The following is a 26,684-nucleotide window of genomic DNA, read 5'->3' as shown; positions in this document are numbered from 1 at the left end:
CTTGTTCAGAAGGGGATTGCGCATCGCCGCACGCGGTCTCCTCGCTCTTCTGGTGTTCGCCGCCGCGTTCGCTCTCTACTGGAAGCTCTGGCCGGCCGGGCGGGGTGTGGGCAGGGAGTGCGAGCTCAAGAGCGGTGTCCACGCCCTGTGTGGGATCAACAAGCCGGAAGACATGCTGCGCCTCGGGGACAGTGCCTGGGTCGTCACGGGTAACATGGGCAACGATGACTGGGCCGGGGGCGGCTTTTATGCCATCAGGATTGGTGACGAGGCTTTCCGCGCCATGACACCCGATCTCTCTCGCCCGGTCTCGCCGACCTACCGTGACTGCCCCGGGGCACCCGATCCGAAGCTCTTCTCCGCGCACGGGGTTGCCCTCCGTGCCCGCGCCAATGATGAGTACACGCTCTACGCGGTCAACCATGGTGGTCGCGAGTCGATCGAGGTGTTCGACGTCCGGGTTTCCTCCGAGGGACCAGAGCTGACCTGGACCGGCTGCGTCGTGCTGCCTCCGGAGCATGCGGCCAACTCCGTCGCACCCCTCCCGGACGGCGGCATCGTCGCCACCATTCCGCGCCTTCCGTCTTCATCGGAGGGGGTGGTGTTGCAGTGGGTGCCTGGCGGCGGTTGGACCGAGGTTCCGGGTACCCGCCTCGAAGGAGACAACGGCCTCCTCGTGTCGCCTGATGGCACGCGCCTGTACGTGAACGAGTACAACAACAGCAGGGTGCACGAGCTCTCTCTCGATGGAGCCGCCACCCATTCCCGGTCCGTCGACCTTGGCTTTCATCCAGACAACATCCGGTTCGCGCCCGACGGCTCCATTCTCGCGACAGGGCACCCGGATTCCATCGTCGTCGTTGGCCTGTGTGGATTCCTGGTGAAGTGCGGCATTGAGACGGAGGTGGCCCGCATCGATCCGACCACCTTCCAGGCGACCACGCTCTTCGAGCGGGGTGCGAACGAGACCTTCAGTGGGGGCACGAGCGCCGTCGTCATCGGTGACGAGCTCTGGATCGGATCCTTTGTCTCGCGCGCGCTCCTGATCGTGCCGCTCGGCGAGCTGAGGCAGCCGCTCGGAGCACCCGCGGCGTCGCCAACACACGAGTGAAGGAGCAAATAGATGAAGCCAACCACGAATCCGTTTCACCCTGACCTGCAACGCGCCGCGCGCCTCATCCCGAACGTCACGATGAGCCGACCGGTGCTCTCCGTGGTGCGGTTTCTCGCCCGCTTCCAGCGGAAGCCCCGCGTCCCCGTGGACGCGGCCGTGGAGGTGCAGGACGTGCGGGTGCCCGGGCCCACGGGGGCTCCGCCGGTGCGCGTGCGGACCTATCGGCCCCGGTCGGTCCAGGGACCGACGCCGGCGCTCCTGTGGATTCACGGGGGTGGATACATCATCGGCCAACCGGAGCAGGACGATGTTCTTTGCATCGAGTTCGCGCGTGAGCTGGGCATCCTCGTCGCCTCGGTGGACTACCGGCTGGCACCCGAGCACCCCTTCCCGGCACCGCTGGAGGACTGCTACGCGGCGCTGCGGTGGCTCTTCGCCCAGGCGGGGGCGCTCGGCGTCCTCCCCGAGCGCATCGCCATCGGTGGGGCGAGCGCTGGTGGGGGACTCACGGCGGCGCTGGCTCAACTGGCGCACGACCGCCAGGAGGTCCGGCCCGCCTTCCAGCTGCTCGTCTACCCGATGCTGGACGACCGCACGACGACGCGCACGGACATCGACGGCACGAGCCACCGCGCCTGGAACCAGGGCAGCAACGTGTTCGGCTGGAGGTCCTACCTGGGACGCGAGCCGGGAGGCGCGCAGGTGCCGGTGCATGCCGTGCCCGCGCGGCGCGAGGACCTCTCGGGTCTCCCTCCGGCCTGGTTGGGCGTGGGCAACTGCGACCTCTTCCACGACGAGGATCTCGCGTACGCCAGGCGCCTGCAGGCCGCTGGCGTGTCGTGCGACGTCGTCGTGGTGCCCGGAGCCTTCCACGGCTTCGACATCATCACCCGCGGCGCCGGGGTGGCGCGTGACTTCCGTGCGGCCTACTCGGCCGCGCTCCGCCGGGCCCTGTTCCCGGCGCCCGGTGCCGCGGAGCACGCCAAGGCGGGCTGAGTCACCCAGGAACAGGGCTCGCCCTGCCCTCGGTCGGGGCCCGAGGAGCTGAAGCCAGCACCGTCCGACGTGAACGAGGCCGGGCTCGCCGTTCGGTGGCCAGTGACCCGGTGACACGTGGTCCGCTGGCCGGGGAGGGTGTTGGCCACAACCTACAGGCCCGGTGCTTCCTGTTGTCTCGAGCCTACAACCCTCGCACCGCCGCCTCGTCGTTTCGCGGGTTTGGCGTTGGTCCGTCCCTTGCTCATGGGGCGCATGTCGTCGTGCAGACCTCATCACCCCGCTTCACGAGTCACTCCTATGCGCATCTCGTCCTCCCTCTCCCTGCTGTCCCTGCTTCTCCTTCTCCCCGCGTGTGGCCCGACCACCCGCGCGGATGCGCAAAGCCAGGCCACCCGCGCTGCCTGCGACTACTACGCGGAATGTGAGGAAATCGGCTCTGGCGAAGGCAAGGAGTTCCAGGACTGGAACGAGTGTGAGGTGAAGACCCGCGATTTCTTCCAGGCCGCATGGACGGCGGACAACTGCCCCGCCATCAACGAGACGGGGCTGGAGACGTGTCTGAAGCGCATTCCCACGACCTCGTGCTCGAGCGTGGCGGACTTCTTCAACACCGCGATCCTCGTCTGTGGCGCGGGCTCGGTCTGCCAGGACGTCCAGGACTGAGCGCGTGGTGGAGCGGCTCGAGGGGGGTGGAGAACCCGCTATGTTATCGCCATGACCCAGGGAGGAGAGGCAGGCACGGTGGGCCGCTATCGGCTGGTGTCCCGCCTGGCGCGCGGAGGCATGGCGGAGGTGTTCCTCGGCGTCCTGCCCGGGCCCGAGGGCTTCGAGAAGCCGGTGGTCGTCAAGCGATTGCTGCCGGAGCTGGCCGGACAGGACGCCTACCGACAGATGTTCGCCCAGGAGGCGCGGCTGATGGCCACCTTCGGCCACGCGCACGTCGTCTCGGTGCTGGACTTCGGGCTGGAGGCGGGCGCGCCCTACCTGGTGTTGGAGTACGTGGAGGGCGTGGACCTGGCCCGGGCGCTCGCCGCGCGAGGACCGCTGGTGCCCGCGCTCGTGCGGCACCTGGGCTTGTGCCTGTTGCGCGCGCTCGAGCACGTGCACGGCCTGCGCGACACCCAGGGCGAGTGGCTGGGGCTCGTCCACCGGGACGTGAGTCCCGCGAACGTGCTGCTGGGGCATACCGGCGACGTGAAGCTGGGAGACTTCGGCATCGCCAAGGGGCTGCGCACGCCCTCGCGCACCGCGCCCGGCAGCACGCGCGGCACGCTGCGCTACATGTCCCCCGAGCAGGTGCGCGGCGGCCCCCTGGACGCGAGGGCCGATCTCTTCTCGCTCGGGGTCCTCCTCTACGAGGCGGTGGTGGGCCGCATCCCCTTCGCCGCGGCCACGGACGCGCAGCTGCTGCTCGCCGTGCGGGACGCGCGCCTGGAGCCCGCCGAGCACCTGCTGCAACGGGCCGGGCCGACCCTGGCGAGCGTCCTCCAGCGCGCCCTGCGCCCCCATCCCTCCGAGCGCTTCGCCTCGGCGGGAGACATGGCGCGGGCCCTGTTGGACGTGGACACCGGCTCCGGGGCGGAACAGCCCTGGCACGTGGCCGGGTTGGTGGCGGAGACGCTCGCCGCCGGGCGTACCCCGGAGGACTCCGGGCCCGGGAAGCGAGTCGCGAGCCCGTTCTCCGCCGCCCTACTCGAAGGCCGGGGGGACGAGGAGGCGTGATGCCGGTGTGCCCGTGACTCCCCGGCCGCGTGCCCTCCCGGACGGAAAGGTGCTATGCACGACGGGCATGTCAGGGCGTACCGAGCTCATCCCCACGCAGACACCGGCCCGTGGGCTCTCCGTCCAGAGGGTGAACCTCGAGGTGTCGGCCGGCCCGGACGCGGGCACCACGGTGAGCAGCTCCGCCGAGAAGCTCACCCTCGGCACGGCCCCGGGCAATGATCTGGTGCTCACCGACACCACCGTGTCGCGCTTCCACGCCGAGCTGGTGCGCGAGCGCGGCGGCTACCGGGTGAAGGACCTGGGCAGCACCAACGGCACGCGGGTGGACCACGTCCGCGTGCAGGACGCCTATGTCGCGGACGGCTCCACGCTGACCTTCGGTGGCACCACGGTGCGCTTCTCCCTGGTGGCCACGCGGGACGTGTTGCCCCTGCATCCCGAGCCCCGCTTCGGCGCGCTGGTGGGCGAGAGCGCCGTGATGAGGGCCCTGTTCGCCCAGCTCGTGCGTCTGGCCGCCACGGACGCCACGGTGCTCGTCGAGGGCGAGAGCGGCACCGGCAAGGAGCGGGTGGCCGAGGCGCTCCACCAGGCGAGTCCGCGGGCCTCGGGCCCCTTCGTGGTGGTGGACTGTGGCTCCATCCCCGCCGAGCTGGTGGAGAGCGAGCTGTTCGGCCACGAGAAGGGGGCCTTCACCGGCGCCACCCACGAGCGCCGGGGCGCCTTCGAGGCCGCCAACGGGGGCACCCTCTTCCTGGACGAGCTGGGCGAGCTGCCCCTGGCCGTGCAGCCCAAGCTGCTGCGCGCGCTGGAGCGTCGGCAGATCAAGCGCGTGGGCGCGGATGGGTACCGGAGCGTGGACGTGCGCTTCGTGGCCGCCACGCACCGCGACCTGCGCGAGGCCGTCAACCGCGGGCAGTTCCGCGAGGACCTGTACTTCCGGCTCGCCGTGGGCATGGTGCGCGTGCCACCGCTGCGCGCGCACCTGGAGGATCTGCCGCACCTGCTGGAGCACCTGTGGACGGAGACGTTCCGCTCACTCGGCCTGCCGCCCCGGCCCTTCACCGCTCCCAGCCCCGAGACGCTGCACCAGCTCTCCACCTTGCCCTGGCGCGGCAACGTGCGCGAGCTGCGCAACTTCGTCGAGCGCAGCGTGGCCCTCTCCGGCGCGCTGGATGCCTCGTTCCTCCAGGCGGCCAGTACTCCGGCGGCGTCGGCCGGGGCTCCCACCGTGCGCGTGGAGCTGCCCTACAAGGAGGCCAAGGAGGCCTGGCTCGCCCACTTCGAGGAGACGTACCTGCGCCAGCGCCTGGCGGCCTCGGGCGGCAACGTGAGCCAGATGGCGCGCGAGGCCGAGGTGGACCGGGCCCACGTCATCAAGCTGTTGCGCAAGCACGCGGTACGCTGACGTCCGTGACCTCTCCTTCCCCCGTGCCATGAACCCAGCTCCCATGCCGCGCTGTCCGACGTGCCAGAGCGAGTACGCGGAGGACGTCTCGTTCTGTCCCCGTGATGGCGCGGCGTTGCTGCCCGCCGTGCTGGAGGGCCGCTACCGGTTGCTGTCCCCGCTCGGCGCGGGAGGTATGGGCGTGGTGTACCTCGCCGAGCACCTGGGCCTGCGCAAGAGCGTGGCGGTGAAGCTGCTGCGCGGTGAGCTGTCTCGAGACCCCGTCTTCACCCGCCGCTTCGAGCAGGAGGCCATCGCCGCCAGCCAGATCGGCCACGAGCACATCGTCAACGTGACGGACCTGGGCCGCACCCCCTCCGGCGAACTCTTCTACGTCATGGAGTTGCTGGAGGGAGAGAGCCTCGGGGCGCTGCTGCTGCGCGAGCACTTCCTCCCGCTGTGGCGCGCCGTGCCGATCCTGACGCAGGTGTGCTGGGCGCTCGAGGCGGCGCACGCGCGCGGCATCGTCCACCGGGACGTGAAGCCACAGAACGTGATGCTCCTGCGGCGCCAGGGGCAGGCGGACTTCGTCAAGGTGGTGGACTTCGGCATCTCCAAGGTGATGCAGGGACAGACGGGCAGCGGCCTCACCGAGGCGGGCGCCATCCTCGGCACCGCCAACTACATGGCCCCGGAGCAGGCGGCGGGCGGGACGGTGGATGCCCGGGCGGATGTGTACTCGTTGGGTGTGCTCACCTATGAGGTCTGCACCGGCTCGCTCCCCTTCCGCGGGGACAACACCTTCGCCACGATGTTGCAGCACCTGGAGGCCACCGCCGAGCCCCCTGGCCGGCGCCGTCCGGACCTCGGCCTGCCGCCGGAGCTGGACGCGCTGGTGTTGAGCGCGCTCGCCAAGGATCCGGCTGCTCGCCCCACCTTGGAGACGTTCCGCGCCGGGCTGGAGGCTCTCGCCCCGGGCCGCGTTCCCCTCCAGCTCACGCCGGCCATGGCCACCGGCCACGTGTCCGCGCTCCCGTCCGCCGCACCGTTCGCTGCTCCGCCCGCCGTGGCCGAGCCCTTCGAGCCTACCGTGGTGTCCACCCGGAGCCTGGAGTCGGTCCACCAGGGCAGGCGCGGCGGGCTCCTCGTGGGGGGCGTGGGCGCGCTGCTGCTGCTCGGCGGCGTGGGGCTGTGGGCAATCACCTCGCGCGGCCCGGCCGTGGCTCCTTCCGCTGTCCCGGCGCAGGTGGCGGCCCCCGCGCCGGTTCCAGCCGTGGAGCCCCCGAAGGAGTCCGCTCCTCCGTTGGCCCCGGCCCGTCCACGCTTGTCCATCGCTTCGCGGCCCGAGGGCGCCACGGTGACGCTGGGCGGGCGGGTGCTCGGAGTCACTCCCCTGGAACTTGAGCGTCCGGATGGAGATGCCGGTTCCCTGCGCCTCACCCTGAAGGGCTATGCCCCCAAGGAACTCGAGCACCTGCCCGAGGGCGAGCGGCTGGATGTCACGCTGAAGAAAACATCACAGCAGAGCGCGCGGACCGACAAGCCCCAGACGGGCAATGCCCAGGGCAAGGTCCAGGACCTCAAGGCCAACCCCTTCTGACCGACGATGACCACCTGCCACCGCCGCATGTCCTTTCCGGCGCTCCTTGTCGCGCTGCTGCTCGCCCTGGCAGGTACAGGGGCGAGTGCCACCGAGCCCGGAGCCGCCCGCGCCGCCGCTCGCAAGCACTTCGATCGTGGCACTACCCTCTACCAGGAGGGCCGCTACGCCGAGGCCGCCGCCGCCTTCGAGGCCGCCTACCAGACGCTCGCCAACGGCGTGGTCCTCTACAACCTGGGCCAGTGCTACGAGAAGCTCGGCGATCTCCAGCGGGCCATCGGCTACTACCGCGACTACCTGCGCATGGTGCCCGGCGCGGAGGACCGGCCGCTCGTCGAATCGCTCATCGCCCGGCTGGAGAAGCGCCACGAAGAAGAGCGCCGTCCCCAGGTGACCGTCTCCAGCGAGCCCGCGGGGGCGCGAGTCCAGGTGGATGGCGAGGCGCGAGGGGTGACGCCCTGGAGCGACAAGCTCAAGGTGGGCCCGCACCGGCTCGAGGTGACACACGAGGGCTATCAGCCGTTGCGGCGCGACGTGGAGCTGCGGCCGGGCGAGCCCCTCGAGCTCCGGCTGATGCTCACGCCCCTGCCGAAGGTCGAAGTGTCGATCGATGACCATCCGGGACAACCCAGGAGGCGCGTCTGGACGTGGGTGGCCGCGGGTGCGGCGGGGGCGGCGACGGCGGGGGCGGTGACGCTCGGGCTGTTGGCGCGCTCCGACTCGCGGGAGCTGCTGGCCCGGCCGCACGAGCGCGCCGAGGCGCAGCGGCTGCACGACTCGGCTCTGGGCCGGGCGCGGGCCTCCAACATCCTCACCGGTACCGCGGGCGTGGCCCTGCTGGCGGGCACGGCCCTGTTCTTCTTCGAGGGGAGCTTCTGACGTGCGCGCATGGCTGGTGGTGATGATGATGGCCCTGGCGGGCTGCAGCGTGCAGGTGACGGGCGCGCCATGCGAGGACGACCTGCAGTGCCCGAGCGCCCAGCGCTGCACCGCCGAGGGGCGCTGTGTGGCGGGTGCCCGCTCCGGGGATCATTTGCAGGAGTCCTGCCGCATGGCGATGGAGACGCTCGCCCGGCGCGCGAACCAGTGCTACGGCGGGCCGCCGGACAGCTACCAGCGGCTGCTGGACACCGACGCGGTGTGTGCCTCGGTGGTGGCGAGCGTCCAGATGGGCCGTCAGGCCTTCCTTCCGGAGCAGTTCGGCGCGTGCGTGCGCCGCCTGCGCGACCTGCCCTGTGGCGCGCTGACGCTCGAGGAGTTCAGCCAGGGAAACCTGTTGGCCCGCTGCGACGCCCTGGCGCCCCAGGTGGCCGAAGGCGGCGTCTGCGGCGGCAACATGGACTGTCAGGGCGGCTGGTGTGACACGAGCGCCGGCTGTCCTGGCGTGTGCAAGCGCTACGTGCCCGCGGGGAGCAGATGTGACGACAGTGTCCCGTGCCAGCCCGGCTCCACCTGCTCGCTCAACGTGTGCCGCGCGTACGCGAACCTGGGGGAGTCCTGCGCCTGGGGAGTGCGCTGCGCGCCCGAGGCCAACGCCGCGTGCGTGGACAATGTGTGTGTCGCACGCAAGGAGGCCGGTGCCTGCGCGAGCACCGACGAGTGTGCGCCCGGCCAGGTCTGCGCGAAGCTGGCCGTGGACGCGACCGCCCCGCGCGAGTGCCGCCCGGCCCGGGGCCTGGACGAGGCCTGCGCGCCCGGGGCCCTCGAGTGCGGTGGCCTGCTCTACTGCGAGGCCGCCTCCGCGCACTGCCGTCCGTGGAGGGAACTCGGCCAGACGTGCTTCAACCCGGACGGCACGGAGGAGCGGGCCCTGTGCCTTGGGAGCCGGTGCGCCTTCGGTCCCTTCGCCCAGCTCGTCTGCCAGCAGTACGTCGCCCCCGGAGGGGTCTGCGTGCTCAACGCGGACTGCGGCCCCACGGGCGCCTGTCGTAACAAGGTCTGTGTCACCACCTGGTGCCGGTAGGGGCGCTCTCCACCCTGGGCCTCATGTAGGGCGCGCCCTACAGCGCGGGCGCCCCCTGTAGGGTGCGGCCTACAGGCTCGGCGGGAGCACCTCATGGTTTCGCGGGTTTGGCGTTGGTCCGTCCCTTGCTCATGGGGACGGCACGACTCCCCACCCGAGGAAACACCATGAAGAAGATGTTCGGCGTCCTGGCTTCGCTCTCCCTTGCTGCTTGCGGCCCCCAGATCGAAACGGTGTCCTTCAAGGACGGTCTGCCCTCCCAGGAGATGGCGAAGCTGGAGGTCCCCTCCGAGAGCGCGCAGCGCATCGATGACGGTCTGGTCCGCGTGGAGCAGACGCTGCGAGGTGACGTCTCCCACACCTGGCTCGTGACGGGGGGGACGGTGCTCTTCGTCAACGGCGTCACCCTGTGGACGCTCGGCGCGCTCAACTTCGTGGCGGGCTTCGAGCCGACCTCGGATGACGGCACCACGGCGGTGTGGGGTCCGCACAACAACGACTGGGAGGGCACCACCTGGAAGCTGACGGCCGTGCGCACCGCGCCCAATGCCTTCCGCTACACCCTGGAGGCCAAGGCCAGGGGCGCCGCGGACAGCGAGTACGCCGCCATCATCACCGGCGCGCACACGGTGGCGGTGGATGACAAGGGCAAGGCCATCAAGGGCTACGGCGAGGGGCGCTTCGACATCGACTACGACAAGGCCGCCCGACTCCCGCACCAGGACAGCAAGAAGGGTCGCATCAGCTTCCACTACGCTCGCCCCAACCCCACGGCCGCCGTCACGGTGGACGTGGACCTCGAGCAGTTCGTCAACGACGCCGCCGTGCCCGACACGGCCGCCTACCGCTACAGCCAGGTGCCCGGGGGCGAGGGCTCGTTCGAGTTCGCCGTCGACTCGAACATCCACTGGTTCGATCTGACCAAGATCGCCCTGGAGCGCTGGAGCATCAAGAGCCGCTGGACGGCCACGGGCGCGGGCCGCGCGGACGTGCGCGCGACCGGAGGCGATCTCGCCAGCCCCGTGACGCTCAACGAGTGCTGGGACACGAAGTTCCGCTCCACCTTCCTGGACGGCAACGTGGGCTCCCAGGTGCGTTGGGGTAACGAGTCCACGGACTGCGCCATCATCGGCGCGTCCTACTCCACGCGCTGAGGCCGATGGAAAAAGGGCCGGTCACGTAAGTGCGGCCCTTTCGTTCATCTGAATCCGGCACCCCGCGAGCCCCCTCTCTCCGCGGGTGTTGCCGGGGAAATGACGTTCCACCTCAGCCCTCGTTCGACGCGTGAGGCCCCGTTACACGATTGAAGTACACTCCTGTGTTGCCAATTCGCTCGATCCTCGCCTTGATCTCCTCGGAAACGATGAGGGCTACTTCCCAACCCATCGGGCGGAAGACACGCGCATTCTCGATCTTCGAGGTGTCTATCCGTAGACCAGAGATCGAGCGGTACTCTCCCACCCGTTCGGGCACGGCGCCATCTGAAGGGTATACCTGGACCTCCCGAGAGTTCTTTTCGTCAACGCACTTGAAACTCCTGGTCGCGTTTACGATGTAGTACCGCTCGGGCGTACCCTCGACTTCGACCGGGAACAATTGCACGTCGTCAGGTGCAAACTCACGGAAGGCACGAGCGACTTGCTCGTTTGCAATGGGTGTGCGGTCTGCATTGGCTACCGTAAACGTGCGCTCTTCTCCATGGTGGAAGGGTTTGGTCTTGAGCGGACCAGGGTCTGGCACCGGCTTGCCTTCCACGAACATCCAGGGATCCTCCAGTTCGCCACCCGCCATGGGAACGGGAGTGTCGAGTCACCATTGAGGAACATCCCCAATTTCTACTACATAGAAATTGCGCTCCATCTTACCCTTTGACTTATTTCAACGAAGCTGCGGTGGAGCAATTTCTCCACGGGAAGGACTGGGAAGAGGTCTTCGCGTCCCCGGAGGGTGGTTGGCCAGGACGCGTGCCCGGGAGCGCGCGGGGAATTAGGCATCCTCGTTGGGGTCGGGCCATTCCCAGGCGGAGCGGTAGCCCGCGCCCTCCTGGGTGGACTCGATGAAGCGCGCGTAGAAGGTATGGCCGCTGAGCGTGGCCGAGTCGCCCACGACGAAGAGGTGCCGGCGGGCGCGGGTGAGCGCCACGTTCATGCGGCGCAGGTCCGAGAGAAAGCCAATCTGCCCCTCGGAGTTGGAGCGCACGAGGCTCACGAGGATGGCGTCCTTCTCCCGCCCCTGGAAGGCATCCACGGTGTCCACCTCCACGTCGGGCGAGAGCGGCTCCACGCGCTCGCGCAGGGCGTGGGCCTGGGCACGATAGGGCGTGATGACGGCCAGCTCGCGCGGCGCGATCCCCGCGGCCAGCAGCTCCCTCACCCGGGCGACGATCAGGTCCGTCTCGCCGATGTTGAAGAGACTGCCGGTGTCCTTTTCCTGCTCCTCCTCGAAGCCCTTGCCGGCCGTGTCGAGGTAGAGCACGGGCGGGAAGTCTCCCGGCGTCTCCGGTGGCAGCACGTCCGCGAGGGTGCGCCCGGCCACGCTCGGGTGGGCGCGCAGCTCGCCGCCATACATCTCCTTCGAGGGGAAGGTCATGATGGCGGTGTTCATCCGGTACTGCTCGCGCAGCATGCGTTTGACGCCGTCCCCATGGTCCGCGAGCAGGCGCTCGAAGAGGCTCACGGCCAGGCCTGCCTTGGCGGCTTCCGGAGAGAGGATGGTGGGGGGAAGCTGCTGGGGGTCTCCCGCGAGTACGACTTTGGGGGCACGCAGGAAGCCGAGCAGGGCGAGCGGCTCGGTGGACTGGGCGGCCTCGTCCAACAGCGCGAGGTCGAACTCCTCGTGGGCGAGCACGCCGGAGTCGAGGCTCGCGAGCGTCACGCACACCACCTGGGCGCGCTCCAGCACGTTGCGCACGGCCTTGCGCTCGAGGGCGCGCGCCTCGTCGAGCAGGCCCTTGGCCTCGGTGGTGGAGGCGCGGGCGTTGGAGAAGCGCTCGCGGCTGCGGCCCTGGGTGCGCTGGCGGCGCGCGTAGCCGAGCAGCGAGAAGGCCTCGTCGAACAGCTCGCGCGAGAGGACGCGGTCGGGGTGGTCCTCGACGATGAGATCCAGGGTGTGCTCCTGGAGCCGGGGCGTGACGCGGGCCGGGTGGCCCACACGCACCGCGCGCAGGCCCTTGTCGAGACACAAGTCGAGCAGGTGGTCCACGGCGGCGTTGCTGGCGGCGGCGCACAGCAGGCGCTGGCCCTGGGCGACGGCCTGGGCGGCCACCTCGGCGAGCACGGTGCTCTTGCCGGTGCCGGGAGGGCCGTGCACGAGGAAGAAGTCCTCGGCGGCCAGTGCGCGGGCGACGGCGTCGTGCTGCTCGGGGTTGAGGGGGCGCGAGGGGGTGAACTCGCGGAGGGAGTCGAAGCGGGGGGGCTCGTTGCCGAGCAGCACCTCGCGCTTGCGGCGGCCCAGGCCCTTGTCGAGCGCCTTGACGCGGGAGAGGCCGGCGCGCATGCGCTCGTAGGTGACGTCGTTGGGGACGCGGTCGAGCCGCAGCAGGCCCTCGTGGATGAAGGGGGGCGGGGAGCGGTCGAAGGCGAGCTGGACGCGGGTGGTGGTGGCGCGGGTGACGAGTGCCCGGGCGGGCTCCTTGACCTCGGCGCGGCGGGGGAAGACGGCCACCTGGTCGCCGTTGTCGAGCCGGGCGGGGAAGCGGGCGCGGTCCTGGCGCGCGAGCGTGACGAGGACCCGGCCTCCGAGGCCCACTTCTTCCTCCAGGCTCTCCAGGTCGAGGAAGGACAGGCCCTGTTCGGCGCGCTGCTGGAGGGACATGCCCTCGGCGAGGGCCGCCATGCGGGCGCGCTCGGCATCGCGCTCCATGGAGAGGAGGCGGCCCAGGGAGTCGAAGAAGGAGACGTCGCGAGGCATGGGGGAGGTTATGCCACGGCCGCTCCGGAAACGGGCCCCGTGTCGGGGGCGAAGGGCTCGAGGTGTGGGCTCGCGCACGGTGGCCCGGTGCGGGAATTCTCGTCGATACTCTCCTCCGCTTGCTCTCCTCCATGACCGAGTCCTCCCGCCGTTCTTCCCGCTCCGAGCTCGCCGAGTTCCTCCGCAGCCGTCGCGCGCGTGTTCGTCCGGAGGACGTGGGGCTGTCCGGAGGTTCGCGCCGTCGCACGCCCGGCCTGCGCCGCGAGGAGGTCGCTCGCCTCGCGGAGGTCGGCATCAGTTGGTACACGTGGCTGGAGCAGGGACGGGACATCCAGGTGTCCGAGCCCTTCCTGGAGCGGCTCGCGCGGGCCCTTCGCCTCAACCCCGCCGAACGCGCTCATCTCTTCGAGCTCGCGCAAGGCCGGCCACCGCCGCGCCTCGCCATCACGCCCGCATCCGTGAGCCCCGCACTCCAGCGAGTGCTCGACGTGCATCCGTTTCCGGGCCTCGTGACGACTCCGCGGTGGGACGTGGTCGCGTGGAATCCGCCGGCCGTGATTCTCTATGGGGACTACGCGCTGCGGCCACCCGCGCAGCGCAACATCCTGTGGTCCGCTTTCACCAGTCCGCGCACCCGCCTGCGCACGGAGCCCTGGGAATCGCACGCACGCGGGCTGGTGGCGCGCTTCCGCCTCGACGCCGGCCGCGCCGCCGATCGTACGGAGTTCGACGCGCTGGTGGCCGAGCTCTCGGAGGTGAGCCCCGAGTTCCGGCGCTTCTGGAGCGAACATGACGTGCTCGAAACCGCCGAGGGCGTGAAGTCCATCACCCACCCCGAGGTGGGGGTGATCGAGTTCGAGCACGTCACGCTCACGCATTCCGAACCCGACGGGCGCCTGCTGCGGATCACGCTCTATGGGCCGCGTCCTGGAGTCAGCACCACGCGGGCGCGAAAGCTGTTCGGCGCGGTCACGCGTTGAGCGAGACACCCGTCCACGCTTCGCTCCTCGCCCAGAGCCGCTCGGCCGCGTCGGGATCGATGGCCCACGGCCGGACCCCCCAGGTGTGGGGCGCATCCGCCGCGACGACTCGCGCGATGTCGACATCCTCGCAGTAGACGCCCCCCATTCCCTCGAGCTGGGGGCTGGTGGCGCACCACACGTTCGTCGCCGCGCCTTGCTCGATGCTCTTGAACTCGTTCACCGCTGGGACGCGTCCGTACTCGTCGCGTACACCCGTCGCGCGAAGCTCCTCGTCGGAGAGATGACGCACCAGATCCGTCAGGATGGCGCCCGGGTGCAGGGAGAACGCGCGCACGCCATGGGGCTCTCCGCGTGCATCCAGCGCGAGGGCGAAGAGGACGTTGGCGGTCTTCGCTTGTCCGTAGGCCAACCATTTGTCATACGGGCGCCGCTCGAAGTGCGGATCGTCGAAGTCGATGCCCGCGCGTCGATGCCCGCGCGAAGACACCGAGACCACTCGCGCGCCCCGTGCCTTCCGAAGGGCGGGCCAGAGCCGAGCGGTGAGCTGGAAGTGACCGAGGTGGTTCACGGCGAGCTGCGATTCGAAGCCCCGCGTGTCGCGCGCCAGGGGGCAGGCCATGATCCCCGCGTTGTTCACGAGCATGTGGAGCGGGCGGCCCGAGTCCAGGAAGCGCCGCGCGAACGCGTCGATGGACGCCGGCTCAGCCAGGTCCAAGTGCTCGAGTTCCACTCCCGGAACGCCGGCGAGCGCGGCGCGGGCCTTGTCGGGCGTTCGCGCCGGAACGATCACGGTCGCGCCGGCTCCGGCCAGGACACGCGCTGTTTCGAGGCCGATTCCCGAATAGCCTCCGGTGACGATGGCGAACGCGCCGCGCAGGTCTCGTGAGCCGAGGGCCTCCTGGGCGGTGGTGTGGGCTCCAAATCCAGACGGAATGGGCTTCTGGGCACTGGGCATGACGTCTCCTTGTCACGTCACAGTTAACGAGCCGCGTGCGACGCACCAGAAGGTGAATTTGTCATGGGTGTGGCAGTAACAGGATCGTCCACGCGGCATGAGTGCACGCATGGAGTCAATCCGTGTCTGTTTCATCCACGAGTTCAGTGGCACCCCCTGTCCTGCGCAGCGTCAGGAGGGCTGCGCGGGTGTGCTTCTCCAGGGAGGTGGCGAGCTCCCCGGCGTGCGTGGTGACGAAGATCTGCCCCCGGCGGCTCGCGTCGGCGATGAGGCGGGCGAGTGGCTCGAGGAGCGAGGGGTGCAGGCTCGTCTCGGGCTCGTTGAGCGCGAGGAAGGCGGGCGGCCTGGGAGAGAGCAGGGCGGCGAGCAGGCACAGGTAGCGCAAGGTGCCGTCGGACAGCTCCGCCGCGCCCAGGGGGCGGCCGAGCCCGGGCATGTGCAGGTGGAGCGAGAAGCGTCCCTCCTCGGCACCCAACTCCAATCGCGCACCGGGAAAGGCCCGCGTCACGGCCTCGTGCATCGCCCGGGCGTCTCCGATTTCCTGGATGGTCATCAACGCCGCGGCCAGGTCCCTTCCGTCATGGGCCAGCGCGGGAGTACGCACGCCGACCTGCTCGTGGCGCAGGGGCGAGTCGGGATCGGTCCGGAAGTGGTGGTAGAAGCGCCAGTGGAGCAGCTCCGCGCGCAGCGCGCTCAGCAGGGGGAAGCGGTGCGGCTCGGAGATCTGCGCCAGCACGGACTCGTGGCCCCACAGCCTGGCGGCGAAGGTGGTGCGGCGGCCCTCCGCGTCCCGCGCGAAGACGCTCTGGGCACGGCGCTCGGCCACCACGTGTCGGCGTGTGCCCTCGTGCACCCAGACCGTCTCCTCCTTCACGTCCGGGTCGAGCATGAAGGGTCCCTGGGGCGGCGGCACGAGTCCGCAGGACAGCTCGTAGGCCAGGTCCTCCAGGCGCACGCCCACGGTGACGCGCGCCGTCTCCGTCTTCTTGCGCGCTCCCGCCCACAGCGCCGAGGGCATTCCTCCCTCCTCGGCCAGCGTGTGCGCGAAGTCCCCCCGGGCCGCGGCGTGCAGCAGATACAGCGAGCGGTAGACGTTCGTCTTGCCGCTGCCATTGGGGCCCACCACCACCGTCACCGGCGCGAGCTCGAAGCGCAACGCGTGCACCGAGCGGTAGCCGGAGATCCACAGTTCCCGGACGGACATGATGCTCTCCGTGCTCCCTTCACTTGCCCTTGCGCCAGGCGGCCAGCTCCTTCTTCTTCTCCTGGCCCACCTCGTCGAGCTTGCCCTGCCAGGCGTCGCGGTAGGGCCGGAGCGTCTCGGCGAGCGTGTGCGCCACCACCAGGTTGCGGTACCACTTGGCATTGGCGGGGACGATCGTCCAGGGCGCGTTCTTTGCCGACGTGCGCGCGAACACCTCCTCGTAGGCCTGGGTGTAGTCCTCCCAGTGCGCCCGGTCCTCCCAGTCTCCGGCGCTGATCTTCCACGCCTTGCGCGGCTCCTTCTCGCGCGAGCGCAGCCGCTCCTCCTGCTCCTCGAGGCTGATGTGGAGGAAGAACTTGAGGATGATCGTCCCATGCTCGGCGAGCAGCTCCTCGAAGTCGCGGATGTGGCTGTAGCGCTCCTTCCAGAGCGACTCGGGCACCAGTCCCTTCACGCGCGAGACGAGCACGTCCTCGTAGTGCGAGCGGTTGAAGATGCCGAACTCGCCCTTGCGTGGCGTGTCCTTGTGGACACGCCAGAGGAAGTCATGCTCCAGCTCCTCGGGGGTGGGCACGCCGAAGGAGGTGACGCTGAGCCCTCGGGGATTGAGGAAGCCCGCGACGTGCTTGATGGTGCCATCCTTCCCGGCGGTGTCCCGGCCCTGCAGGACGATGAGCACGGCGTTCATCCGCGCGCCCCACAGCAGATCCTGCAGGTCGAAGAGCTCCTCGCCGAGGGCTTCCAGTTGCCGCTTCGCCTCCTCCTTGTCCGTCCCCGCTGGAGGTTCCGGCGAGATGTCGTCCAGACGGATCTTCTCGTTCTGCTTGTTGATGGTACGGATGTCCATGGTGTCCTCGCCGCGAGAGCGGGGCAGGTTTCCACGCGGAGGAGGGCCTGACAACAGCCACCGCCGCCACTGTCACACAGGGCACGCCATGGAACTCGTCCTCTTCATAGGGCTACAGGGCTCGGGCAAGAGCAGCTTCTACCGGGAGCGCTTCGCGGCCACGCACGTGCACGTGAGCAAGGACCTGTGGCCCAACGCGCGCAAGCGCGAGGCGCGGCAGTGCCGGCTCATCGACGAGGCGCTCGCGCGGGGCGAGTCGGTGGTGGTGGACAACACCAACCCCCGGCTCGAGGACCGGGCTCCCCTCATCGCCATCGGCCGGGAGCGGGGGGCGAGGGTGGTGGGCTATGCCTTCGAGTCGGACCTGGAGGCGTGCCTCGCGCGCAACGCGGGGCGTGTCGGCCGGGCCCGGGTGGAGGACAGGGCCATCCTCATCACGCGGCATCACCTGCGCTGGCCCTCGTATGCCGAGGGCTTCGAGGCTTTGTTCCACGTGCGACTCACCCCGGAGGGCGGTTTCATCGTGAACGCCTGGGGCACTCCGTAGCCCTTTGCCCAGCACCTTTCCTCCCGGGCCGTTAGGGTGCGCGTCCATGGCCAACCGACTCGAGCGAGAGCCCTCTCCCTACCTGCGGCAGCACGCCTCCAACCCGGTGGACTGGTACCCCTGGGGGGAAGAAGCCTTCGCGCGGGCGCGGGCGGAGGACAAGCCCCTGCTGCTGTCGGTGGGCTACTCGGCCTGTCACTGGTGCCACGTCATGGCGCACGAGTCCTTCGAGGACGAGGCCATCGCCCGGTTGATGAACGAGGGCTTCATCAACGTGAAGGTGGACCGCGAGGAGCGGCCGGACGTGGATCAGCTCTACCAGGGCGTGGTGCAGTTGATGGGGCAGGGGGGAGGCTGGCCGCTGACGGTGTTCCTCACGCCGGACCTCGTGCCCTTCTTCGGTGGCACCTACTTCCCGCCGAAGGACCGGTATGGACGGCCGGGGTTTCCCAAGGTGCTGCAGGCGCTGCGCGAGGCCTGGGACACGAAGCGCGACGAGCTGCTGAGCCAGGCGCGGGAGTTCCGCGAGGGCCTGGGCGAGCTGGCCCTGCATGGGCTGGACGCGGCGCCGGCGGCGTTGAAGCCGGAGGACATCGTGTCCATGGGCCTGTCCCTGTTGCGCCGGATGGACGGCGTGAATGGCGGTTTCGGTGGGGCGCCCAAGTTCCCCAACCCCATGAACGTGGCGCTGGTGCTCAGGGCCTGGCGGCGGGCTCCGGAGCACGACGCGCTGAAGCAGGCGGTGCTGCTGACGCTGGAGAAGATGGCGCGTGGCGGTGTCTATGATCAGCTCGGAGGGGGCTTCCACCGCTACTCGGTGGACGAGCGGTGGACGGTGCCCCACTTCGAGAAGATGCTCTACGACAACGCGCAGCTCCTGCACCTGTACGCGGAGGCGCAGCAGGTGGAGCCGCGGCCGCTGTGGCGCAAGGTGGTGGAGGAGACGGCGGAGTACGTGCGGCGGGAGATGACGGATGCGCGGGGCGGCTTCTACGCCACCCAGGACGCGGACACGGAGGGCGAGGAAGGCCGCTTCTTCGTCTGGCTTCCCGAGCAGGTGCGCGAGGTGTTGCCGCCGGAGCTGGCGGAGCTGGCGCTGCGCCACTTCCGCGTCACCGCGCTGGGCAACTTCGAGCATGGGCGCACGGTGCTGGAGTCCGCGGTGACCGTGGAGGCCCTGGCCGAGGAGCTCCAGCGGCCGGTGGAGGAGGTGGCCAAGGGGCTGAGCGAGGCGCGGCGGCGGCTCTTCGAGGCACGCGAGCGGCGGGTGAAGCCGGGCCGGGACGACAAGATCCTGGCGGGCTGGAACGGGCTGATGATTCGCGGGCTGGCGTTCGCGGGCCGCGTCTTCGATCGGACCGACTGGGTGGAGAGCGCCCGGAAGGCGGCGGACTTCGTGCTGGCGGAGCTGTGGGACGGCCAGCGGCTCTCGCGCTCGTACCAGGAGGGGCAGGCGCGCATTCCGGGCTTCCTCGAGGACTACGGAGACCTGGCGGCGGGACTCACCGCGCTCTACCAGGTGACCTTTGAGCCCCGCTATCTGGAAGCGGCGGAAGCGCTGGTGCGCACGGCCGAGACGCTCTTCTGGGATGAGGAGCGGGGAGCGTACCTGACGGCGCCGAGGACGCAGGGCGACCTGGTGGTGGCCACCTACGCGACGTTCGACAACGCGTTTCCCTCGGGCGCGTCGACGCTGACGGAGGCGCAGGTGGCGCTCGCGGCGCTCACGTCCAACAAGCAGTACCTGGAGCTGCCCGAGCGCTACGTGTCACGCATGGGCGAGCAGTTGCGCAAGAACCCGATGGGGTATGGGCACCTGGCGCTGGCAGCGGACGCGCTCGTGGATGGCGCGCCGAGCGTGACCTTCGCGGGGACGCGGGAGGTGGTGGAGCCCCTGCTGGCGGTGTCCCGGACGGTCTACGCGCCCACGTTCGGCTTCACCTGGAAGGAGCCGGGGGCCCCCGTGCCGCCCTCGATGCGCGAGACCTTCCTGGGCCGGGAGCCGGTGGGTGGATGCGCCGCCGCGTACCTGTGCCGGAACTTCGCCTGCGAGCCGCCCCTCACGGATGCGGGGCGGTTCGCCACCCGGCTCGCGGGCCCTGCTGCTCGATGAGCTCGGGCACGGCGGTGCTTGCCGTGCCCGAACGCGGGTTCAGGGCCAGATGCGCGAGGTCCAATCCCGCCACTTCTGGATGCGCTGTGCCTCGGCACCCAGCTGCGTGGCCTTCCAGACGCCATACTGCTGCTTCTGCTCGGCCGTCACCCTTCCGTCCACCGTGTTCATCGCGAAGTTGCCCGAGGTCGGCTGTGCCAGGGGCTGGCGGGTCCGGTCCACACAGAACGCGAACCCGGCATACGGCTCGGGCTCCCCCAGCTCCGTGTTGGCTGGATCGCAACGCCGCCAGCTCGCGGGATCGGTGTCGGTGTACAGGACATTGAACTGGTTGATCGCCCCGTTGAGCACCTTCAGGTACAGGCCCGGTTGGAGTTGCTCGAGCTTGCTGAAGGGCGTCCTGCTGGTGCCCAGGGTCGTCGCCTGATCCATGAAGTTGGTGGGAGCCAGGTGCTTCAGGACCTGTGCCCGGCCGAAGCGTCCGCGGTTGTTGATGAGGCCGTTGGTCTGGGTGGGCACGTAGAGCGGGATGTCGTTGTTGACGTACTGGGCCGACTTGATACGGGCCTGCAGCAGCCGGATGTCGCTCAGGAAGGCCGCGTTCGCGTGCGCGGGCGTCGAGCTGCCCAGGCTCTGCGACAGGAGCTCGTCGAAGCCGGTCAGATAGGGCCAGTCCACCGAGAAGTTCACCCAATCACCTTGAGCGCCCGGGTTGATGGAGACCTGCATCTGGTACCAGGCGTTGGTCCGGTAGTACGAGCCCACGATGTTGGAGCGCTCCCAGGCCAGGTACCACTCCCGGGTGACCTTCCCCGAAGACTCGTCGGCCTGGTAGAGCATGTGCGGAGCCAGGAAGAACACGCTCACCGTCATGAAGGGCCAGCCGCGCACTTCACCCCGGCCTCTCCAGGTCTTGGTGGTGGAGTTGAAGTCGCCAATGAACCACTGCTGATTGCCTTCGAGCCCATGAGTGTGGGCCCACTCCCACTGCTTGATGACGTTCCAGTGGAGCATGCTCATGACGGCGCGCTCGATGAAGGCGTTGGTGGTGAAGGACGCCGGATCGCTGGCCGTCGTGGCGCTGGAGGCGCGCGCGGCCAGGAGGCGGGCACCGACCTGCGCGCCATACTCGCCGGAGCTGGCGACGTGATTGCCACGGCCCCCGCCCAGGAAGCGGTAGGCCTCCCAGCCAAAGTTGGTGAAGTAGTTCTGGGCCTCGTTGCGCTCGCTCGGGGTCAGATGGCTCCAGTCTCCGTATTGCCCGTTGGGATTCTTGTGGGCCTTGAGCCACGCCTCGATCTGGTCCGCGCTGGCCTTGGGATGGGTGCGGCTGCTTTGCGACCACTGGGCTCCGTTCTCGAAGGAGCCGGCGCTGCTGGCGCCCGTGGGCCACACGTCGAGCGGATGGATCGTGGGCAGCCAGGCGTTCCAGTCGGGGTACTGCAACGGCATGGCGACTTCCCGCGCGTTCATGGTGGCGTTGGCGTTCATCACGGCATCGACGTCGGCCTGACTCAGGGAGGCTGGCGGCTTGCCGAAGAGGGCCTGGACGGCCTGGGTGGGTGTCTCGAGCACCGCGCCCAGACCTGCTCCGGCGGCCCATTCGATGATGGGTTTACTGTCCAGCCCCGGGCCAGGCTGGTACGGCGGGTTCCACGGCGTGGCCTGGGCCACGTGGGGGACGTTCCTCTGGCTGTAGCGGATGTAGGCGGCGATCTGCTTGCCTTGTGCCTCGGTCAGGCCGTGGAAGCGCGAGCGCTGCACGATGGCGTTGTTGGAGTAGTTGAAGTACTGCAAATCCCGCCCATCGCTCGCGTGGCAGGAGGAGCAGGCGGCCGTGATGTTGCGTCTGACGATGCTGCTCTTGAGGAGCTTGCCCTGGCCATACCAGAGCGCCTCGCCCGCCGTGACGTCGGCGCTCCAGGTCTGGCCCGCCACCTTCTCGGCTTGGATGTCGGCGTACTGCACGGGGTTGCTGGCCAGGCTGTTGCCCTGGGCGTCTTGCAACTGGAGGTTGAGGACGCGGTAGCCATTGGACTCACCATCGGTCCCGTTGAAACGGAACTGGATGCGGTTGGCTCCAGGCGCGGCCACGAGCCTCGCCCGGGTGGTGGCATCGAGCGCGAGGCTCATGCGCGTGGTGTAGAACCCGCCACGGAGCAGACCGCCCTGGACGCGTTCGACATCGGCCAGTTTCACGGTGGCGTCCGTGATGTCGATCCAGGGAATGCTGCCGGCCTGATCCGGGCTGATGCCGCCGAGCACGCGCACGCTGGCCTTGATCCGGGTGGGCGGCTGGCTCGTCGCTTCGAACTCGGGGGCGCCAAAGAAGGCGCAGCGGTGGCACGTCCACCACAGCTGGCTCACGGTGCCGAGTTTGCTGGAGTCCACGTGGAGGCTGGCCTCGGAGATCGCCGGGAGCGACGGGGCGCCATCGCTCAGGAGCTCGAGCGGCAACTGGAGCGGACTGGTGGAGGGGTCGGGCTCCGGTTGGCTCACGGCCTCCAGCCGCCACTGCTGATTGGGCTGGCCGTGGCAATCCCACTGGTGGATCAGTCCGCCCACGGCCTGGCTCATGTCCTTCACGTCGATGCACTTGCCGCTGTGCGAGGCCTTGATCTGGTAGGCATCTCCCTGTGCGGTCAGGATGAAGCGCTGGTTGGGCCCGCCGTTGTCGTTCCACTGCTGGAGCGGCTCGCCACTGACCTGGTTGTTCCCGCGCACGTCCAGGGGCTTGCCACTGTGGACGGCACGCAACTGGTAGGTGCCATCCGCCGAGGACAGCACTTCGAAATGTTGATGCGCCACGTTGGCGCAGGTGGCTTGCTGGACGGGGGCTCCATCGGCCGTGCTGGCGCTGGCGACCTCCAGGCACAGGTTGGAGTGCACCGAACGCAGGCTGTACTGGCCCACGGCCAGTGCCCCCTGGTTGTTGCCGCTCTGGGGATGGAGCGGGAGGGGTTGCGGCGTCGGGTCCGTGTCGCCACGGTCTCCACACGCCGCCAGCAGGCCCACGACCAGTGCCATCACCCCGCGAGGGACGCGGCGATGGCCTTTCAAGGATTCTGAAGATTTCCAGGTAATCATGAACTCAGGGTAGAGCTTCATGCCCTGGTGGAAATCACCCCAAAGAGGGAGCGAACTCTCACCCTGATGAGGGAGAAGCGTTACCCGGGGTTGGCCCTTTCTTGCTCCGAGGGGCTCGGCTCGGCGTCGGCTCCAGCGGGGCTGCCCAGGGTGAAACCGACGAGCCCGGAGATGACCAGGAGGAGCCCCGCCAGCGCGCCCGCCTCGGGCAGGGGTGCCCCCAACAGCAGCACTTCTCCGAGCAGGGCGAAGACAACCTCGCCCGCCTGGGTCGCGTCAACGGCGGCGATGCTGTAGGCGTCACTCGCCGTGGTCCGGGCGCGGAGGAACAGCGGGGTGGCGATCACCCCCGAGGACAGCGCCACGACCAGCGTCTGTAGCACCTGGGATGACGAGGGCGCCGGCGGGCGCATGACGAGGCCGAGTCCGCACCAGAACGGAACCGAGCCGAGCACCATCAACAGCACACAGGAGGCCGCATCCACGAGGGCCGGCGAGTGGATGGGCGCGATGCGCGTGCTCGTGCCATGACGAGCCGCGTTCAGCATCTGGTTGCCGAAGGGGTAGGCGAGGGCCGCCACGAGCACGGGGACGACCCCCAACACCAGCTCCCGCGTGGACAGTCCGCCCCGCCACTCCTGCAGATTGACGAGGCTGATGCCCACGAGCACCAGGGCGATGAAGAACACGCCCCGAAGAGGAACGCGCAAGCCGAAGGCCCGCAGGACGAGGGGAGAGGCGAGCAGGGTGGACTGCCACGTGGTGGCGAGCACCCACCCCGGGGTGTGATCCGCGGCGAAGCAGATGCCCGCGTAGAACACGCCGAAGCCCACTCCGCCGGAGAGCAACCAGAAGCCGGGACGTGAGCGGAAGACCCGGGCGACCTCCACCAGCCCGTCGCGCCCCCGCCGCACGCCTACCCAGCCGCCGAGAATCAGCAGCATCGCGGCGTAGCGCAGACTGGCGCTCCAGAACCAATGCCCACCGGACAGGCTCATGGCGCGGTTGAGCACGAACGAGAGGCTGAAGAACGCGGACGCCAACACCCCCCACGCGACGAGCCGCCCCAGTCCGGGGCCGTGGGTCCGCCGCTCCCTGGACACCCGCTCGTTCTCCATGTGCCTAGCTCCTCTCGAGTGCCTGCCGCAGATCGGCGAGGATATCCGAGGGCTCCTCCAGGCCGAGGTAGATCCGCAGGCATGTCCCGCGGGCCGCGGAGCGCGACACGGTCCGCCACTCATTGGCCTCGAAGATGGTCGCCAGACTGAGCGAGCCTCCCCAGCCATAACCGATCCGGACCACCCGGAACCGATCCACCATCGCGTTCACCGTGGGCCGGTCGAGCCCATCGAACGCGATCGTCACCAGGCTGTTGGCGCCCTGGAAGTCACGCCGCCACACCGAATGTCCCGGTGCCTCCGGTAGGGACGGGTGGAACAGCGCCCGGACGCCTGGATGCCCGGCGAGGCCCTCGAGGACGAGCCGGGTGGTGTGCTCCTGATGGTTCAACCGGAGATCCAACGTCGCCAGCGCCAGGGAGGCGCGCGCGCAGGCGTCCGGACTGACGTGCAGGCCGAGCAGGGCCGTCTGGTTCTTGATGAGCGCGTGCAGGCGCTCCGTCCGCGTGACCACCGCGCCCAGGGACACGCCGGCCGGAGCCGCGTGGTACTTGGTCAGCGAGAGCACCGAGATGTCGACTCCGTGGGCGAACGGCTGGAAGCAGCGCGACGCCGCCCAGGTGTTGTCGAGCACCGTCACGATGCCGTGGCGGGCGGCCGTCTGGCAGAGGGCCGCGACATCCTGCACCTCGAAGGTCATGGAGCCCGGAGACTCCATGAACACCAGGCGGGTATTGGGCCTGAGCAGGGGTTCGAGGTCGGTGACGTCCGGTGGGTAGTAGGTAACGGCGACCCCGGCGGTGGCGAGGCACTGATCGATGTACCAGCGCGTCGTGTACGTCACCGTATCGACGATGAGGACGTGGTCGCCCTGCTTCAGCAGCGCCGACAAGGTGGCGACCAGTGCGCTCTGCCCCGAAGGCGCCAGCGCCGCGAAGGTGCCCCCCTCCAGCGCGGCCACGGCCTGGCCGAAGGCCTCGGTGGTCGGTGTTCCCACCCCTCCGTAATAGAAGTTCTCATAGGGGCTTCGCCCCGAACGGCGGAGCGAGTCCGGATCGATCGGGGCGAGCGACGCCGTGTCGGGGAACAACACCGTGGTCGCGTTGATGGCCGGCAGGACCGGGACCTCGACGCGTCCCACGGGGAACGTGCCGATCTGCGCCGTGCGGGTGGTCTTGATCGTCACGAGTAGTGTTCCCCCAGGGTGGGCAGGCCAGGCATCAGGGGCTTCTCGAGGGTGTCGAGCATCGCGGTCACCTCGCGCACCTCAGCGAGCCGTGGCGGGCCGACATGGGGCAGGGGGTAGCGCACGGAGGCCTCGCCAAAGCGATGGAAACACTCGAGGAAGGGCCCCTCGGGCGTTCCCCATTCGATGTACTCGTATCCGGCGCCGCCGTCCTGGCCACAGAGCGGGTGTTGCACCGCCCAGTTCGCGCTGACCGGCGAGGGCATTCCATACATGCCTCGCATCATCCGCAGCGCCTCGAGCAGTTCCAGCCGGCGCTCCTGCGTCTCCCCCAGGCCGAAGAGGATCGCGCAGCCACAGTGGATGCCCTGCTCGCCCAGGAACTCCAACGCCTGATGGATGCGTGACAACCAGGGAGCCTGGTCGCGGCCGAGATCCTTGCTCATGCCACCGATGGCCTCGGGGACCAGGGTCTCCACGCCGACGAACACATAGCGCAGGCCCACTCCCGCCAGCCGCGCGAGCTGGGTCCGGCGGGTGAGGATCTGATCGATGGTCAATTGGGCACCGAAGACGATGTCGAGCGGCTCGGACTCCAGCCGATCCACGAACTGATCCACCAGCCGGGGACTGCCCCCCAGTATGACGGAATCCTCCACGAAGGCGCTGGCGCCTCGGGCCGGATGATCCTCGGCGATGACCGTCACGGCCTCCGCCAATTGACGGTGGAGCCGCTCGCTGGAACGCGTGGGATCCCTCAACCCGCCCGTCACCGAGCTGCGCTCGCTGCAGAACCCACAGTCGTAGACGCAGCCGCGGCCGGTGTCGCTGAAGGCGTGCGCCGTCACCCGCCCACCGAACACATCGAACCCGGCGGCCGCGCCAAACATCCGCGAGGGCGAGGGCATCTGGCTGTAATCCAGACGCGCTCCGGTGCTGGGCAGCACACGCGGGGTGTCCCCGTCCAGCGCGCCCGCTATCCAACTGCCCGGAACCCGGGCGTCGAGCCGCTCCAACACCGAGAGCGACAGGTCCGCGCTCCCCTCGGCCTCGGCCGCCGCCACGGCCTCTCCCAGGGCGGCGATGAGGTGCTCGCCGTCTCCCGCCACGACCAGGTCGAACACCCGGGCGATCCGTCCCGTGGCCATGAGCCGCAGGGGCGAGCTGGGGTGATGGCGCACGTGCTCCGGCAGCCGCTCGGAGTGCTTCTCCAGGTACATGGATTCACTGGGGTGCCGACCGCCCAGTACCACGACGACCTGGTCTCCGAGGAGCTCCTTGGCCAACGAGGCGCAGGTCACCGCGCCCGGCAGACACAGCGTCATGGCCCCAATCAGGAGGAGGTTGGGCCGCTCTCGTCGCAGCAGCTCGGCGAACACGGACATGTCGTCGAGCGAGTACATCAAGAGGGTCTGGGCGCGTCGCTGGGCGCGCGTCCCGGCCCAATTGCTGCGTGACCAGGCGCTCGATGGATCGAACGTGCGATGCGCCGCGTAGCGGCAGGCATTGAAAAGGCTCGCGGGATCCTGGCTGTTCAACGCCCGGGAATCCTTCGCGCCCTTGATCCAGTCCGGGGCGGAGACGGCAATGGCTCTCAAAGGCATGAGACGGAACTCCTCCTTGGCTTCAAGGGAAAGGGGGGACGTACTCACACGGCGGAGTCCGCGGCCGCGGCCGGTACCCGGGCTCACGGCGATCCAACGCACGCCCGTGGTGAATCACTCCCGCCTGACATGGCCGCGCCAATGTCTCCAGGTCGACTCCAGAGAACATCACGCAATCCGTTGACTCGGATTCCACACTTCCGGGTCCTTGAACACATAGACACCGGAAAATGTGCGAGTTTTTGAAAGCAAATCAGGCACCCGACCCGGAGATCGAGCGCGTCATGTCTCCCTCCCTGCTCGCCCTCCAGTCGGCCGTGCTTCGCCTTCTCTTGGAATGTGGAAC

The 26,684-nt window shown here is 69.3% G+C and carries 21 protein-coding genes; 12 read left to right on the top strand and 9 right to left on the bottom strand.

The features are described 5' to 3' along the window. Positions 1-16: 16 nt before the first annotated feature. The 9 genes from CYFUS_RS42170 to CYFUS_RS42130 all read left to right on the top strand — a co-directional run bounded on the left by CYFUS_RS42170 (position 17) and on the right by CYFUS_RS42130 (position 9,939). Positions 17-1,111, top strand: coding sequence for an SMP-30/gluconolactonase/LRE family protein (locus CYFUS_RS42170; RefSeq protein WP_095990352.1), 1,095 nt, complete (start codon positions 17-19; stop codon positions 1,109-1,111). Positions 1,112-1,123: 12 nt separating this feature from the next. Beyond that, entirely contained in the window at positions 1,124-2,110 is a 987-nt protein-coding gene (locus CYFUS_RS42165; RefSeq protein WP_095990351.1) for an alpha/beta hydrolase, read from the top strand. Positions 2,111-2,410: 300 nt separating this feature from the next. Further along, positions 2,411-2,776, top strand: a complete 366-nt coding sequence (locus tag CYFUS_RS42160; RefSeq protein ID WP_095990350.1) for a DUF6184 family natural product biosynthesis lipoprotein — start codon at positions 2,411-2,413, stop codon at positions 2,774-2,776. A 51-nt stretch (positions 2,777-2,827) separates the two neighbouring features. After that, complete coding sequence (locus CYFUS_RS42155) at positions 2,828-3,835, top strand: serine/threonine-protein kinase (protein WP_095990349.1); 1,008 nt, start codon at positions 2,828-2,830, stop codon at positions 3,833-3,835. Between the two features lie 67 nt (positions 3,836-3,902). Beyond that, positions 3,903-5,243, top strand: a complete 1,341-nt coding sequence (locus CYFUS_RS42150; protein WP_095990348.1) for a sigma 54-interacting transcriptional regulator — start codon at positions 3,903-3,905, stop codon at positions 5,241-5,243. A 43-nt stretch (positions 5,244-5,286) separates the two neighbouring features. Next, the gene (locus tag CYFUS_RS42145) at positions 5,287-6,822 is read left to right on the top strand and encodes a serine/threonine-protein kinase (protein WP_198316324.1); all 1,536 of its coding nucleotides are present in this window, start codon (positions 5,287-5,289) and stop codon (positions 6,820-6,822) included. A 6-nt stretch (positions 6,823-6,828) separates the two neighbouring features. Beyond that, entirely contained in the window at positions 6,829-7,701 is an 873-nt protein-coding gene (locus tag CYFUS_RS42140; protein WP_095990346.1) for a PEGA domain-containing protein, read from the top strand. 1 nt (position 7,702) lies between these two features. Continuing rightward, entirely contained in the window at positions 7,703-8,785 is a 1,083-nt protein-coding gene (locus tag CYFUS_RS42135) for a hypothetical protein (RefSeq protein ID WP_095990345.1), read from the top strand. A 167-nt stretch (positions 8,786-8,952) separates the two neighbouring features. Next, entirely contained in the window at positions 8,953-9,939 is a 987-nt protein-coding gene (locus CYFUS_RS42130) for a hypothetical protein (RefSeq protein WP_095990344.1), read from the top strand. A gap of 112 nt (positions 9,940-10,051) precedes the next feature. On the opposite strand, the gene CYFUS_RS42125 is transcribed toward CYFUS_RS42130, so the two are convergent. Together CYFUS_RS42125 and CYFUS_RS42120 are read right to left on the bottom strand one after the other, a co-directional pair. After that, positions 10,052-10,546 carry an imm11 family protein gene (locus CYFUS_RS42125; RefSeq protein ID WP_232537117.1) on the bottom strand — a complete coding sequence of 165 codons (495 nt, stop codon included), beginning with the start codon at positions 10,544-10,546 and terminating at the stop codon, positions 10,052-10,054. Between the two features lie 225 nt (positions 10,547-10,771). After that, the gene (locus CYFUS_RS42120; RefSeq protein ID WP_095990343.1) at positions 10,772-12,694 is read right to left on the bottom strand and encodes an AAA domain-containing protein; all 1,923 of its coding nucleotides are present in this window, start codon (positions 12,692-12,694) and stop codon (positions 10,772-10,774) included. A gap of 131 nt (positions 12,695-12,825) precedes the next feature. On the opposite strand from CYFUS_RS42120, the gene CYFUS_RS42115 reads away from it, so the two are divergent. Beyond that, positions 12,826-13,674: a helix-turn-helix transcriptional regulator gene (locus CYFUS_RS42115; RefSeq protein WP_095992551.1), complete on the top strand. Its 849-nt coding sequence runs from the start codon at positions 12,826-12,828 to the stop codon at positions 13,672-13,674. Here the strand turns inward: CYFUS_RS42115 and CYFUS_RS42110 are convergent. From CYFUS_RS42110 to CYFUS_RS42100, 3 genes are all read right to left on the bottom strand, one after another. Next, positions 13,664-14,632: an oxidoreductase gene (locus CYFUS_RS42110; RefSeq protein WP_095990342.1), complete on the bottom strand. Its 969-nt coding sequence runs from the start codon at positions 14,630-14,632 to the stop codon at positions 13,664-13,666. The genes CYFUS_RS42115 and CYFUS_RS42110 overlap by 11 nt on opposite strands. 115 nt (positions 14,633-14,747) lie before the next feature. Beyond that, complete coding sequence (locus tag CYFUS_RS42105; RefSeq protein WP_095990341.1) at positions 14,748-15,836, bottom strand: AAA family ATPase; 1,089 nt, start codon at positions 15,834-15,836, stop codon at positions 14,748-14,750. Positions 15,837-15,855: 19 nt separating this feature from the next. Continuing rightward, the gene (locus CYFUS_RS42100; protein ID WP_095990340.1) at positions 15,856-16,683 is read right to left on the bottom strand and encodes a PPK2 family polyphosphate kinase; all 828 of its coding nucleotides are present in this window, start codon (positions 16,681-16,683) and stop codon (positions 15,856-15,858) included. An 88-nt stretch (positions 16,684-16,771) separates the two neighbouring features. On the opposite strand from CYFUS_RS42100, the gene CYFUS_RS42095 reads away from it, so the two are divergent. Both CYFUS_RS42095 and CYFUS_RS42090 read left to right on the top strand, forming a co-directional pair. Then, positions 16,772-17,230, top strand: a complete 459-nt coding sequence (locus CYFUS_RS42095; RefSeq protein ID WP_095990339.1) for an ATP-binding protein — start codon at positions 16,772-16,774, stop codon at positions 17,228-17,230. 46 nt (positions 17,231-17,276) lie between these two features. Continuing rightward, on the top strand, positions 17,277-19,343 hold the full coding sequence (locus CYFUS_RS42090; protein WP_095990338.1) for a thioredoxin domain-containing protein: 2,067 nt from the start codon (positions 17,277-17,279) through the stop codon (positions 19,341-19,343). Positions 19,344-19,382: 39 nt separating this feature from the next. Here the strand turns inward: CYFUS_RS42090 and CYFUS_RS42085 are convergent, their stop codons facing one another. The 4 genes from CYFUS_RS42085 to CYFUS_RS42070 form a co-directional block, all read right to left on the bottom strand. Beyond that, on the bottom strand, positions 19,383-22,370 hold the full coding sequence (locus CYFUS_RS42085) for an RICIN domain-containing protein (RefSeq protein ID WP_232537116.1): 2,988 nt from the start codon (positions 22,368-22,370) through the stop codon (positions 19,383-19,385). Positions 22,371-22,510: 140 nt separating this feature from the next. Next, positions 22,511-23,548 (bottom strand): multidrug resistance efflux transporter family protein, encoded by a 1,038-nt coding sequence (locus CYFUS_RS42080; RefSeq protein ID WP_095990336.1) that lies wholly within the window; start codon positions 23,546-23,548, stop codon positions 22,511-22,513. 4 nt (positions 23,549-23,552) lie between these two features. Continuing rightward, complete coding sequence (locus CYFUS_RS42075) at positions 23,553-24,734, bottom strand: trans-sulfuration enzyme family protein (RefSeq protein WP_095990335.1); 1,182 nt, start codon at positions 24,732-24,734, stop codon at positions 23,553-23,555. Further along, positions 24,731-26,338, bottom strand: coding sequence for a B12-binding domain/radical SAM domain-containing protein (locus tag CYFUS_RS42070; RefSeq protein WP_232537115.1), 1,608 nt, complete (start codon positions 26,336-26,338; stop codon positions 24,731-24,733). Before CYFUS_RS42070 ends, CYFUS_RS42075 begins: the two co-directional genes overlap by 4 nt. Between the last annotated feature and the right edge of the window lie 346 nt (positions 26,339-26,684).

This window comes from Cystobacter fuscus (assembly GCF_002305875.1).
Lineage (GTDB): Bacteria > Myxococcota > Myxococcia > Myxococcales > Myxococcaceae > Cystobacter > Cystobacter fuscus_A.
Note: the sequence above shows the minus strand (reverse complement) of the source record. Positions and strands in the feature narration are given on the sequence as shown.